Annotated in this window: 14 protein-coding genes and 1 pseudogene; 10 read left to right on the top strand and 5 right to left on the bottom strand. The window is 58.1% G+C overall.

Features of this window, described 5'->3' with window-relative positions; translation table 11 throughout:
- Nucleotides 1–231 precede the first annotated feature (231 nt).
- The 4 genes and pseudogenes from M1E05_RS20555 to M1E05_RS20540 all read left to right on the top strand — a co-directional run bounded on the left by M1E05_RS20555 (nt 232) and on the right by M1E05_RS20540 (nt 3,459).
- A complete protein-coding gene (locus M1E05_RS20555; RefSeq protein ID WP_461165379.1) occupies nt 232–780 on the top strand; it encodes a recombinase family protein in 549 nt (182 codons plus the stop codon).
- A gap of 402 nt (nt 781–1,182) precedes the next feature.
- Nucleotides 1,183–1,708 (top strand): annotated as a pseudogene (locus tag M1E05_RS20550) (AAA family ATPase).
- 67 nt (nt 1,709–1,775) lie between these two features.
- A complete protein-coding gene (locus M1E05_RS20545; protein WP_461165378.1) occupies nt 1,776–2,555 on the top strand; it encodes an SDR family oxidoreductase in 780 nt (259 codons plus the stop codon).
- A 211-nt stretch (nt 2,556–2,766) separates the two neighbouring features.
- A complete protein-coding gene (locus M1E05_RS20540; protein WP_461165377.1) occupies nt 2,767–3,459 on the top strand; it encodes a hypothetical protein in 693 nt (230 codons plus the stop codon).
- 721 nt (nt 3,460–4,180) lie between these two features.
- On the opposite strand, the gene M1E05_RS20535 is transcribed toward M1E05_RS20540, so the two are convergent.
- The 4 genes from M1E05_RS20535 to M1E05_RS20520 all read right to left on the bottom strand — a co-directional run bounded on the left by M1E05_RS20535 (nt 4,181) and on the right by M1E05_RS20520 (nt 7,838).
- Nucleotides 4,181–4,951, bottom strand: a complete 771-nt coding sequence (locus M1E05_RS20535) for a ParA family protein (RefSeq protein WP_461165376.1) — start codon at nt 4,949–4,951, stop codon at nt 4,181–4,183.
- Nucleotides 4,952–5,165: 214 nt separating this feature from the next.
- Nucleotides 5,166–5,456, bottom strand: a complete 291-nt coding sequence (locus M1E05_RS20530) for a hypothetical protein (protein WP_461165375.1) — start codon at nt 5,454–5,456, stop codon at nt 5,166–5,168.
- 86 nt (nt 5,457–5,542) lie between these two features.
- On the bottom strand, nt 5,543–7,366 hold the full coding sequence (locus tag M1E05_RS20525; protein WP_461165374.1) for a MarR family transcriptional regulator: 1,824 nt from the start codon (nt 7,364–7,366) through the stop codon (nt 5,543–5,545).
- A gap of 178 nt (nt 7,367–7,544) precedes the next feature.
- Nucleotides 7,545–7,838: a hypothetical protein gene (locus M1E05_RS20520; RefSeq protein ID WP_461165373.1), complete on the bottom strand. Its 294-nt coding sequence runs from the start codon at nt 7,836–7,838 to the stop codon at nt 7,545–7,547.
- A gap of 145 nt (nt 7,839–7,983) precedes the next feature.
- Between M1E05_RS20520 and M1E05_RS20515 the strand changes: the two genes are divergently transcribed.
- From M1E05_RS20515 to M1E05_RS20500, 4 genes are all read left to right on the top strand, one after another.
- The gene (locus M1E05_RS20515) at nt 7,984–8,487 is read left to right on the top strand and encodes a hypothetical protein (RefSeq protein WP_461165372.1); all 504 of its coding nucleotides are present in this window, start codon (nt 7,984–7,986) and stop codon (nt 8,485–8,487) included.
- Nucleotides 8,484–9,482 (top strand): hypothetical protein, encoded by a 999-nt coding sequence (locus tag M1E05_RS20510; protein WP_461165371.1) that lies wholly within the window; start codon nt 8,484–8,486, stop codon nt 9,480–9,482. The genes M1E05_RS20515 and M1E05_RS20510 overlap by 4 nt, the downstream gene beginning before the upstream one ends.
- A gap of 326 nt (nt 9,483–9,808) precedes the next feature.
- The gene (locus M1E05_RS20505; protein ID WP_461165370.1) at nt 9,809–10,102 is read left to right on the top strand and encodes a phosphatase PAP2 family protein; all 294 of its coding nucleotides are present in this window, start codon (nt 9,809–9,811) and stop codon (nt 10,100–10,102) included.
- Nucleotides 10,103–10,251: 149 nt separating this feature from the next.
- Nucleotides 10,252–10,692 carry a hypothetical protein gene (locus tag M1E05_RS20500; RefSeq protein WP_461165369.1) on the top strand — a complete coding sequence of 147 codons (441 nt, stop codon included), beginning with the start codon at nt 10,252–10,254 and terminating at the stop codon, nt 10,690–10,692.
- A 201-nt stretch (nt 10,693–10,893) separates the two neighbouring features.
- On the opposite strand, the gene M1E05_RS20495 is transcribed toward M1E05_RS20500, so the two are convergent.
- Nucleotides 10,894–11,055, bottom strand: coding sequence for a hypothetical protein (locus M1E05_RS20495; protein WP_461165368.1), 162 nt, complete (start codon nt 11,053–11,055; stop codon nt 10,894–10,896).
- A 386-nt stretch (nt 11,056–11,441) separates the two neighbouring features.
- Here M1E05_RS20495 and M1E05_RS20490 point away from each other — a divergent pair, with 386 nt between their 5' ends.
- On the top strand, nt 11,442–12,473 hold the full coding sequence (locus M1E05_RS20490) for a M23 family metallopeptidase (RefSeq protein ID WP_461165367.1): 1,032 nt from the start codon (nt 11,442–11,444) through the stop codon (nt 12,471–12,473).
- Nucleotides 12,473–12,964, top strand: a complete 492-nt coding sequence (locus M1E05_RS20485) for a hypothetical protein (protein WP_461165366.1) — start codon at nt 12,473–12,475, stop codon at nt 12,962–12,964. The genes M1E05_RS20490 and M1E05_RS20485 overlap by 1 nt, the downstream gene beginning before the upstream one ends.
- Nucleotides 12,965–12,991: the final 27 nt, after the last annotated feature.

Below are 12,991 nucleotides of genomic sequence, written 5' to 3'. Positions count from 1 at the left end.
GGCGCCAGGAACCCGCTGAGAGCAAGAACGTCTCTTGCTGAGACATTCGCCATCGCTGCCAGCCAAGAGGCTCGTCTCAAATACGATCGATTAACGAGACAGGCCGGCCACTCCCCCGCCGGCTTCCAAGATCCGCATGGCGACACGGACACGTCCTGTCGCAAAATGCCGTCTAACAACCGATAGTCTCACAACTGCAAATCGTTCGGGATTAAGAGACAAGGACGGCCAATGGCTGTAATCGGATACGCGAGAGTTTCCACCACCGAACAGAACCTTGATCTGCAGCTAACTGCACTCAAGGCAGCCGGCGCAGCCAGGATCTTTGCCGACAACGGCGTCAGCGGATCCACGATCGAACGCCCTCAACTCTCCAAGGCCATGGAAAGGCTGGAGGTCGGTGACGTACTAACCGTCTGGAAGCTCGACCGCTTGGGACGCAACACCAGGCACGTCCTTGACGTCGTGGAGAACATCAGGGAACAAGGAGCAGGTTTCCGCTCACTCACCGAAGGGCTGGACACGACCGGGCCCATGGGCACAGCAATGCTGACGATCATGGCCGCCTTCGCGCAGCTGGAGCGTGACACGATGATCGAACGCACCAGGGCAGGACTCGCCGCAGCCGCTGCAAACAACCGCCGCGGCGGAAGGCCCCGGAAAGTGGACACCGCAGATGCAGCCAGGGCCAAGGAACTCAAAGGCAAAGGAATCAGCGCAACCGACATCGGCAAGATGCTCGGAGTCTCCCGCGCCACGGTCTACCGGTACCTCATCTAAACCGACAAAGGCAGACCCTGGCACCCACGGCCGAAACGGGCACGTCAAAAACCCTCTGTTCCAGGTTTCGACGTCAGTACCAGTCGACAACGAGTTCTGACAGACGGTCTCGGCCATCTAGGGCCCATTTCAAGGCCTTGTCCTGCAGTGGTCAGAAACGGTCGTTTTTGACGTCGGCAGCGTGGGCCCTGACGAAACGTGCTTCCGAGATAGTGGCATGCCGCGTCGTCCCTGCCGGCCGTTGCTGTTAGCGCCCCCTCATCGTTCATTTCACCGTGCGGGTCTTACGTAGATAGCCCGGACCCGGCATCACTCGGATCTCGTCAGCGGCTTTCAGCGGCACGCTGATCGACCGTCTTACGGACGCGTGATAGAAACTTCTTTGGCACTAGAGTTCGGTTCATGATTGTTTGGCTCAACGGCACCCACGGGGCGGGAAAGACGACGACGAGCGTGCTCGTGCAGCAATTGCTGCCCGATGCGCGCGTCCTCGACGGTGAGAAGGTCGGTGAGGTGCTCATGGACATCAAGCCGGGACTTCCTGCGACGGACAACTTCCAGCACTGGGAGCCGTGGCGGGGGGCTCGTTGTCGAAACCGCTCGGCGCGTGCTCGAGTACACCGGAGGCATACTCGTGATGCCGATGACTGTCTTAGTCGAGAGCTACTGGCGCGAGATCAGTGATGGTTTTACCGGGCACGGCATTCCGGTCCAGCATTTCGTGCTCCATTCCGACCAGGCCACGCTCCGCGACCGCATACAGAATGACAAAGTCCTCGGCCCCTCAACGTTCCGCTTCGCGTGCTTGGAGCCATACGCCGAGGCAGCTCATAACTGGCTCCACAATGAAGCCGAGGTCATCGACACCACACACATCACAGCGGACCAGGCCGCGCAGCAGATCGTGGATTCGGTGCTTGCCCGCTGAGAACGCGGAACGTCCGGCCGATGAGCCTGTCCAAGCGATCTTCCATCCCGCCCCCTAGAGTCGGACCATGAGCATGCAAGCCTATTCAAAAATTGCAGTAGTGACGGGAGTCGGGAGGCGACGTTCCATTGGGGCGGGACTCGCCGTTGGCTTGGCGCACGACGGCTGGGACCTCGTACTCAACTACTGGACGCCCTACGACGAGCGCGTAGGGCTTGAGGGGGACATAGATGACCCGGAATCCATCGCCGACGAGTGCAGGGCACTTGGTGTCTCGGTCGAGCTCGTTCCCGGGGATCTGAGCGATCCAACGGTGCCGGCCGAACTGATCCGGACAGCGCGGATTCTCGGGCCGGTGACGGGTCTCGTCATGTCGCACTGTGAGTCAGTGGACAGTTCAATCCTGACGACCACGCTGGAGAGCTGGGACCGTCATTTTGCAGTGAACGCGCGCGCGACCTGGCTCCTCATCAGCGCGTTCGCGGAACAGTTGCCGGAAACTACCGTCCCTGGCGAGGTCGGTGGGCGTATCGTCGCACTAACGAGCGACCATACCGTGCACAACCTGCCGTACGGTGCGAGCAAGGGTGCACTCGATCGAATCGTCACATCGGCGGCCATCGAACTGGCCGACCGTGGGATTCGGGCGAACGTCGTGAACCCAGGCCCCATTGATACTGGGTGGATGGACGATGCAGCGCGTAGATCGGGAATCGGAGCGACACCTGGTGGGCGCCTCGGTACGGCCAAAGACACCGCAGATCTCGTGCGATTCCTTTTCTCGGAGGCAGGCTCTTGGATGAACGGTCAGATCCTTTACAGCAACGGCGGTTTCAACGTTGGCTGAGCACCCGTAAAAAACCAAGCTCACCGATTTAACACACCGGTTAGGGTTCCCCTTGCGGGCTGTTCCAAGCGACAAATTGCGCCGTGAAAAAGCCGCCATTTACCGCCGAAAGTCACACGTGTCGCGGCAACGGCCCGCAGCGCACGGAATCGGCCGATTCCGTGCACAGAATCTATAGACTCAATCAAAACCACTTCGAACATGGGGACACATGAACAGTGCACGCAGCCTTCTCGCGCTCTTTGGCACCTGGGAAATACCACCGAATCAAAGCGCTCTGAATGCTCGAGGCGGCGACCCCAACTCACTTAACTTTTGGGCGGAGCATCAGCGCGCGCTTGATTGGCTCAGCGACATCCAGGTCGCGCTGAATGCGCTGGCCGATTCCGGGACAGACGTATCCGTCTATAGAAAAAAGATCCCTGCTTGGTTCAAAGGAATCTTCGGCCTCAGCACGGGATGGACAACCGCCTCCAGCGAGCCTCTTGTGGATGAAGCAGCACTGGACATGCTTCATTCCCTCGCATCATTGCTTGACATCGTGAAGTGGGAACCTGAGTTCGGAGACGTTCAGGCCAACGTCTTTGAGACACTACTTCATGCTGAGGATTTGATTCGCAACGATAGCCACCTATCGGACTCTGCAAAACGGTATCTAATCCAGCTGATCCAACAAGTGCGCTTCACCATGGACAACATGGCAACCGACGGGGCGGCAGCTGCCAGAACAGCCTCTATGCAATTGGTGGGCGCACTGACGACCACAGCGGTTACAGCGGACACCAAGGACAAGGGCAGCGCTTATCTGAAGTACGCCGTCGAGCTGGCGCGGACTGCAGGCACCACGGTCACCACGAAGGCAGTGGAGTCTGGTTTCGAATGGATAAACAGCTTGACGCAGTAGAGGTTCCTCAAACGTACATTCGCCTACTGGTCAGAAACGATCCTTGAAGCCCACTGACCAACAGAAGATCGCCGTATCCATGCGCTCTGTGGCCTGATCCCCGCCTGGAAGCCGAGAGGACCGAAAACGGTCGTTTTTGAATACGGCGCGTTCGAGCTTGGTGAACTGAGCATTACCTGCAAGTTGTCCCGCTGTTCAACGCCTGGATCGGAAAGGGCTACTCCCTCGCAGCGGGTACTTGCCCGCCAGAAGTTTGCAGCATCTTGCCCGTCTTGCATTGCCGAAAGTCATCCGTTCTTGTCACCAGGGCCGTGGCGGGATCTGCACCCTCGACGAAGGCCTCAAGTGCCAGGATAGTGCACTGCCCACGAAGGTGCTGAATAATTCTGTCTAGACGGAATTATTTTTTTAGGCGGTCCCTGATTGCCTCATCAAGAAAATCGATGATCGTTAGGTCGTGGGAATCTATGTATTGATCCAGCTCATCGCGGAGATCGATCTCGATCTTCGACGAAAAGGGCTCCATCCTTCGTTTGCTCCTCGGCCGTCCAGGTCCGGGCCTTCTTATCGCTGCAGACAAGGATTGTGCGTGTTTCGGATCCACGGAGGCTTGTACCTCAAGAGCCGGCTCCGAAGTCCGCGTTTCCGTTCCAGAAGTGAGGACATCAACGACATCGGCTGCTGGAGCCTTACGAATCGAAGACTTTCTATCTATGGCCATCTAGTTCACTCCATCTAAATAACGTGCGTGGGTGACAAACTTCTCTGTCATGATCCCCGCTCCCCTACTGCTCAATTTGGTCAGCGGCGCCCTGCTGCTGATCGAGTCCTGCATTGCCGTCCTCAGAGGCAGATGCGGAGTCATCACGTCGTTGCCGTACTCGGCTTCGAGCTCGCCGATTTGGAACGCGTGTTCGCCGGTCAGCGGCGAACTGATTTTGTTGATGATGATGCCCATTAATTCCAAGGCTGGATTCAAGTGCGGAAGAGATTGCACCTTCTTCACCGTTTCCAGGAACTCCGTAACTCCCTTAACCGAGAATGCAGCTGGTTCCGTGACCACCACTACGCGCTGGGCCCAAATCAGCCCGTTGAGAGTCAGCCTGCCTAAAGCAGGCGGAAGATCAATGAGGACGTGGTCGTAGGATTCCAGCTCCTCTGCACCCCAAGCCGCCGCTTTGAGTCGCAGCTCCGGAGTCATAATGCTTTCCGACTCCAAGCGCGCTAGGGACTCGGAGCTAGGTATAAGGTCAATGCCCTCCCATGAAGTTGCGGTTATCGCCTGGCCGAGGGTGCCCGCCTCCCCACCGTAGAGAACATCAAAGATGTCGAATTCTCCAGCTCCTTCAAGGGCATCCGTGACGTTTGCTTGCGGATCCAAGTCGACGACGAGAACCTTCTTGCCAATAAGACGGAGTCCTTCGGCTAGACCCAAAGTGACTGACGTCTTGCCGACGCCACCCTTACGGTTGCCTATTGCGGTAACTTTCATGGCTCTTCTCTCTTCGAATAAATACATCATGACAGATTGATTGATAGATATCTATCAATCTGGATGTCTATCTGTACATCAATCTTGACGGACACCCCGAGGAAAACATTCGGTCGAGGTTGGAAGATTACGTACATCTATCAATCAATATATCTGTCAAGACATAATTAAGCAATAAATAAATACGTCATGACATAATGTTCAGTGTATATGGTCATAGCTGCCTGCCCCGGCGGTCCCAGTCTGCGCGGCGTGCTTTTTCCTCCGCACGGCGGGCGTCTTCCTCGGCCCCGTGCCTGCGGCGCATCATTATGAGGACCACTAGCAGGATCAGGATGAGGACCAGCAGCCCGGCGGATACGTAGTCCCTGTCCCGCCATGTCCCGCCCATACGCCTAGAGAGCAGGCCGACCTGGACTATCCCTTGGGAAACCAGTAACGCGAGATATACCCAAAAGAGACCGCGTGAAATTCCGCGAGCCTTCCGGGCTCTTTCGTCCTCCATGTCCGCAGCCTACTCCTGGCACGATTCACCTGGAACGCCGGCGAGTCAGCTTTTGATCCACCACCCGCCCTGGGAACTTCAGACTCCTAGCCGGTGGCGGTGAAGGCCATGTCGGCCAGGGTCCACTCTTCTGGGGGGCCTTCGAATTGCTCCCATGCGTAGTCATCGGTGGGGGAGCGCAGCTCGGCAACGGTGTGGGCTCGTTTGGAGAGCCATTCCTTCCAAACCGTGCGGTCTTCCTTGTATTTTCGGAGTTGCACGGCCACGACTTCAAGTACGCCGAACCTCTCGGCAAGGTCCTTCAGCGATGTGGTGGCCACAACTGACCAGGCACGGCCTTTGTCCCGGGCAATGAGGTTCCATGCAGCCAGGATCTCAAGAGCTTCCCGTAGTGCGGTTCTGGATACACCTGCAGCCTGGATAAGGTCAACGCTCCGCAGCGGCTCAGGGGAATGTTCCAGTGCCTCATAGACGAACGCGGCCGGCAGGCCCAGTTCCCGGAATACCGGGCGAAGGGCATGGATCTTGCCCTTTCGCCAGGACAAGTCCTCAGCTGCCGGCTTCACGTCCTCCGGGATGGTGAGCATGTAGAGATCTCCCTTGGTTCCCCGTCCTTGTTCGACAAGGGTTACCAGCGGGTCTTTCTCTGACCTGAGCGCCCGTAGGTGCCCGGCAACGGTGGTGTGATCCAGCCCGGTGGCCACGGCGACCGATCTGACACCAAACTCAACGAACCGTGACGCTGTCATGTGGGCAGCCTCTCCCAGCGCCCGCAGGATCATCCTCCGCGCCAAGCCGTTCCTAGAGTCCTTATAGCGCGGTTCCTTGAGCTTGAGCGCGTTACGCCATGTCCGGATGAACCGATGCTCAGCATCGGAATCCGTCAAAGCTGAATTTCCCTGTAACCATGGGGGCTGTGTAATTGGCGGGCTTGTGGGGGATTTACGCGCATTGTTCTCCCCCGCTTTGGATCCTTGGTTTTTGTGCAGGTAGGAGACTGCTTTTGCCCAGTCCCGCCTCAGGGCCGGCATACGGTTCCTGGCTGAGTACCGGGCATAGAACGAGGCCAGTCCCGGCCAAACACCCTGCAGCATCCGGCGTTCAACATCCGTGAGCTCCAAGCCGGCGGCCGCAGCTCCGGCAATGACCGCCTGGCGGGCATCCGAATCAGTGGCGTAACGGTTCGCGTCGTAAAGCCCGGTGACGGCCAGCTGCTGCATGGCGCGGGACATCCGACCCATCAGTTGCGGGGCCTTGGCTGCATCAGCCGTAGACGGCGTGAAGGACTGCTCCAAGCGCAGCGCGCGTGCGGCTGCAATCTCGCTCGCCAATTCCGCGTTCAGCTTGGCCCACACAGCCGGGCTATTCGGCCGACGGACGACGTCGTACGCCATGTTCAGGCTCATGGCCAATTCCTGGTGGCCACCACGCTTATGGATTGAACCAGGAACGCGCATGCAGCCGTGATTGAGGTTCTGGTGCGGGGTCTTGTCCAGGCTCCGGTACCGGGTGCCCAAGGCCTCGACAAGATCACGCGCTTCAGCGAAGGTTACGCGCCGTTCCAACGGAACGTATACGTGGCGGCCGCCGCTGGGGGAGTAGTCCTCAATCCAACGTGCACCGCAGGAGTACAGCCACGTCTGGAGGGCCTTCACATCCGCCTCAACCCAGTCGACGCCGCCGGTGGAGGAGTCGAAGTCCAGGAAGATCGCAGCGCATGTGCCGTCTTTCCCGAAAATGCGCACGGCGGCCGGGAAGGAAGGAAGAGCGCCGGTCAGATCCCGTTCATGCTTCTGTGGGTACGACCTGCCGCCATCACGCGACAACCGGACACGCGGCTGGCCCGCCAACAACGGAGCCAAGGCAGCCCACGCCTGCTCAGGCCTGACTGGACGCGACACACGAGACATGACATGCATTGACGTCGAAGAAGGGTCAGGTACGATGAGACCAGTTCCTTTCCAATGGATGGGTACAACAAGATCCACCCACTGGGTGGGTGTTGGAAAAAGTTCAGATCGTGATCCGGCAAGATAAGGATCTGAACGACATACTTTTTGAAGGCCCGCGAAAGCGGGCCTTCTTGCTTTAACTGGCCTTAGCTATAGGCAATGCCTCCTGCAGGCTCTCTCGATCTACCCAAAATGGCAGGCCGTCCGCTTCAAGTTCGAGATGCTCCAAGATCAGTTCAAGGCCCTGGGCATCGCTCATTCCCATACGTTCGGAGACCGCGTGTAGCTTGTCCTTGCAGTGTTTAGGGATGGAATAGTTGGTCTGCACATTGCTGACACCTGTACCACGTCTGCGGCGAAGAACGTTTCCCATGTGGCTCACGATAGCCATATGGCTAGGCTTAATTGGCTCCGACACGCTGATCTTCATGTAGGTGTTCCTTCGACGGTCTCTGTGACAAGCGGGCCAGACCGAAGCTTGGTAGGGTGGCCCCTTGCTGAAGCCCTGCGGCAGGCACTGATTTCATACTACACACTACTGAAATTTTTTCAGTAGACTACTGAAGCCTTAGAAAGTGGAAACCGATATGGGAGATCGGCCAATGGAAAAGTCCAAGCTGACCGTGGATGTCATTGAGTCGCTGAACCTACCGTCGTACCCAAGTTTGGGTGATCTGGTAACGGCCGTTCAAGAAAAGTATGGGAAGAGTCTCGTCTTTGAGGAAGGCTCCGTGGAGAGCCTCGGCGAGGGCGTTACTGGCCAATGGATCGATACTGCCACTCATGGCATCGTCCGCTACCTTAAAGGCGCCAACTCCTGGAGCATTCATGTGGTGCTGCATGAACTAAGCCATATTCTCCTGGGACACAAAGGTAAACCTCTCGATGGGATGATCGGAGGGTCATTTTTTTCTGGAGTTGGTAAGCGCAACGGCGTCAGCTGGATGTGTCGCGCCGTGGACGTTCCCTTGGATGAGTCCGAAGCGGCAGCTGAAAATTTGGCCTTCGGCCTTGCGCAGGTCCTGCACACGGCGCCACAGAAGGAAGCCACAAATGCCGAGAGAGTGTTCGGTTTATGATCGCCGCGGCGTTCTGGATCCTGACGACGGTATTCGCTTTCCGCCTGTACTTCGTCACTCGATGGGGATCCTCAACGGCTTTTCTTGGTGCCATAGGAATTGGCGTTCTTGGCCTCTTTTTGACTGGAGTTGTTGTACCGGAGAGCAGCATTGACGCTGCACTTGGCGGAATCAACTTCATCCATCTTGTACGCAATCTTTGCGTCACAGGCGCCGTATGGCTGGTGCGGGAGGGAATCTTCGCAGCTTACTCACTGGACGGCAGCTACCGGTCCCGTTTCAGCCATCGTCCCCTTGGATTCGGCCTGGCAGCGGCGGCCATCACCATCCCATTCCTTTTCCAGCGCTTTGTTGGCTCGGTTTCCAAGTATGTGCCTGCAACTGTTCACCAGCTGCCGGTCTTGATCTATGCCACCGTCTACATGAGCATTCTGGCACTACTCGCAATGTCTGTCCTTCGCATCTGCCTTCGACCCCAAGCGAGCCTTCCCGTACGCGTAAGCTCCAGAGTCGTAGCCGTCGGTATGGGACTGGTTGCACTCGCCTCTATTGAAGAGATCGCCTATATGGCTCTGATGCACACCAACCTGGGCGGCACGGCTCTTCAGGAGCTTTTTTACGCCATGTTCTCTCCTCTTTTTTACGGCGGCGTTCTTGTCACATCGCTCGGCTTGGGCATCCCTCCCGCAGTTAAGGCGTGGCGCCGCTTACAGCTGTGGGACCGGGCCGCGTTAGTGCTCCTTACGGCCACGGTGGGAAGGGCATATTGGGGCCTTTCCTACGGTGCCTGGATGACCAGCATCGCCGGCAGCTTCTTCAGCAAGGGCCCTTCCGCGCGCTTGTACGAATACGTCATCCGCTCCGGCGATCACAAAATCGCCGCGGAGCACTCCACACCCAAGCTTGCCGGCCACGTCATAGACGCAGTGCAAGTGCGATTTGATGGCGGGGTCGGTTCTTTGCAATCGATGCTGTCAGTAAAGGCAGAACGTTGACAGCAGCAACCACGACCCTGACGGTGACGAGATCGTCTACAGCAATAGGCCGGCTCGCCAGGACGTCAACTGAGGTGGCGCAACCGCCTGTCGTTCTTTCCCTCCTGCTGATTCTGGCTTCTCTCATGTCAGAGCAGTGGGCGGCATCCATCTGGTCAGGTGTTGTCGCTGCCCTATTCATCTGTCTAGTGCCTTTCGCCGCAGTCCTACTTCTGGCGAAACGAGGACAGCTAACCGATCACCACGTTGGAGACAAGAAACAGCGACGTCCGGTCATGCTGTGGACCTTGGGATCGTCAATACTTGGCTGTGCAATTCTCTCGGTCATGGGCACCCCCAAACCGGTCTGGGGACTGATCGGCGGCATCCTTTGTGGCATTGTCGCTCTCATCGTGATTAGCCCGATCTGGAAGTTGTCGGGCCACGCACTAACGCTGGGAGGAGCAACGGTCTCAGCTGTCCTGATGTTCGGCTGGCTGGGGCTTCCGTTCGTCGTGGCCGCTCCACTCGTCTGTTGGTCCAGGGTTTACCTTCGAGACCACTCTGCTCTCCAGGTCATTGTCGGATTCATGACGGGCATCGTCGCATTCGGAGCCTCATATACTCTCATTGTTGGCTGACTTATAAACACTTGGGACTGCCCAGCTGCTAAGACAGGGAAGCTGGTCTCATTAATGACGGAACAAGGAGGGCCCGTGAATTCGCTGCATATGGCAGAACAACGCCAGCGTCTCACAGGCGCCCTCGTCAGCCGAGAGCAGGATAAGGCGTGAACTTAAACGACGACCCCATGGATCAGCGAACTGACAAAGAGGTGCTCGCATCCAAAATCCAGCTTCTGCTGGATATCGTTCATGCTAAGGACGCCGACAGCTTCACCTATGAGGATGTCCGCAAGGGACTGGCGGAACAGGGCATCACGTTGACCAGAACCCGCTGGCACAGGCTGCTCGCCGGATCTCCTGATAACCGTTGGGATCCAGAGCTGCTAAAGGCACTGGCTTACTTCTTCGACGTGGACGAAAATTACCTGCTTCAGCGAAGCGGTCCGATTCCTGAACGGGTTGAGGCTGAGCTCCGCTTGATTGAGGCCTATCGCATAGCCGAAGTGGAGCATTTCGCGGCTAGAGTCCTGGGCGAGGTTAACGTGGAAGCCCTCCGTGCAGTGACGCGGGCACTACGAAATCTCCCGCCGCGGGCCGATAAGTAACCATTCTTCGGACTGAAAAATTTTCACTACTGAAATATTTTCAGTAGACTCGCGGCATGACATGCTCAGGCGCGCTAACCGGTCTGATCAATGCATAAGTCGCTTCATGGATGCCACTCCATCCCCCTTGATTATGGGTACTACGCCAATTGGCTCCGGTGGAACCTACTATCACTCGTTCGAGAGACCCCCCAGGCAGTCTCAGTCGAGCCGGCCCTCACCCTTGATGTACGCAATAAGGTCCCGCGCCGCATTGTCGAACGCTTCGGGATTGACGGTGTAGAGAACTCGCTGTCCGATGCGCCGTTCGCCGGCATTGGAAACAACTGCACCAAGCTCCTCGAGCTGAGTCAGGTGCCACAAGATGGTTCGATATCCAGTTCCAATGCTTCGGCCTATGTCGCCGCTGGTTCCACCCTCTTGGTGCTCAAACAAAAACTTGAGTATTTCAGCGCGCAAAGGGTTCACGCCCAGCAAGGAAATCACCTGAGCCGCCCGGGGCGGGGTCGCTGCGGAGGGTTGAACATAGCGTGGCACCCTCCCATTTTGTCTTATCGAGTCGTGATCCCCTCCCACCGTACAACTAAGTACGATACTCTGGTGAAGAGTATAAATAAAACAAACACTCAAAGGTTCGTGAGGGGCTGGGGCCCACAACTAGGGGGAGCTATTTCACATCGCGTAGACGTATCGCTGGTGTGTTCGTGAGGGGCGGTTCGTCAGCTGCTGTGGCTTTGGGGGCTTTTCTTTTGGCCCCCATTTTGATTGTTGTGCTGTTCCTGGGTGCGGGCGGCGCGAGGGCGGCTGAATCCTGTGGCGTGTCCGGCGGAAGCGTTGCCGTCGGCGGTATCCCGGCGAAGGTTGGTGCTTTCTCAGGGAAGCAGCTGGAGAACGCGGCCACGATCATGAAAGCGGCCAGGGATCTGAATATGCCGGCGGCGGCTCAGATTCTTGGTGTTCAGGCGGCTATTGGTGAGTCCACGCTGAACGTCATCGACTTCGGCGACACTGCTGGTCCTGACTCGCGCGGGCTGTTCCAGCAGCGGGATAACGGCGCATGGGGCAGCTACTCGGACCGGATGGACCCCTACATCAGCGCCACGAACTTCTTCAAGGCGCTGAGCAGGGTTGCTGGGTGGGAGCAGTTGGAGCCCAGTACGGCCATTCACCGGGTGCAGCGCAACGCCGTGGAGGACCACTACGCGCAGTTCCGTGCTGCTGCAGCTGAGGTTGTGAAGTCCCTCGGTGGGGAATCCGCTGCCGGGATTGATGCCAGCGGAGCGTGCCCCAGCGCTGGGGGAGCGGTCATAGGTGACTTGTCCGGTAAGTGGGTCCACCCGTTGGCTGACGCTGTCATGACAAGTGGCTACGGCCCCCGCGCAGCACCCGGTGGCACGGCGGGGGGAGTGCTGGCGAACTTCCACTATGGGATGGACTTCGCCACCCCCGGACACGCCGGAACCATAGTCGCCGTGACGGACATGAAGATCGTCAAGGTCCGCAACCTCGATGGCATGTTCGGCACGGGCGTAACCGGCCAGACCACAGACGGGAAGCTGACCATCGGCTTTTATCACATGGAAGCAGGTTCCCTGAAGGTCAAGGAAGGCGACGTGGTGGCCGCAGGAACCCCACTGGGAACCGAGGGCGCGACAGGGAATGTCTCCGGCCGGCACCTGCACATGGAGTTCTTCTCCGGAGCCTTGCCCAACCCGATGGTCCCGGTCAACCAGACCACAGACCCAGCACCGATCCTCAAAGCACAGGGAGTGAGCTTCTAATGAGCATCAAGAATTTCGGTCTTCTCCTGGCCGCTGTCGCGGTGGCCGTTACCGGCTGTGCGGCCCCGGCATCGAACACCAGACCTCAGCCTGCCGAGACAAGCAGCGCCTCGGCTGAACTGCACGAGCACGACGAGGACCACGGCGTGCCAGTGGTGACCTGGGATGCGTCCACGGAAGCGGAGGTCAAGGCTCTTGCCGTTGACCTGATGGGGAAGTTCGCGCGCCCGGACGTAACCGAACGGGCATGGTTCGATGCGCTCCAGCCGCACATGTCCGCCGACTATCAGGAGTCCGCGCAGTACATCGACCCCGGCCGCATCCCTGTCACAAAGGTCCTCTCTGGCCCGGTCCTGGTTAGGGAGAAGGGGAACCCCATGTCGGTCACGGCGGAGTTCTCCACGAACAACGGCAGGTGGGTGCTCTCTCTCCACCGGTCAGGGCAGGAGGAACCGTGGCTGATCACCCGTATCGCTCCCAAAGATTCCTAAGCACCATCACCACTCCGAAACGAAAGA

Source organism: Arthrobacter sp. R4-81 (genome assembly GCF_054792365.1).
This window is presented reverse-complemented; position numbering and strand designations above follow the sequence as displayed.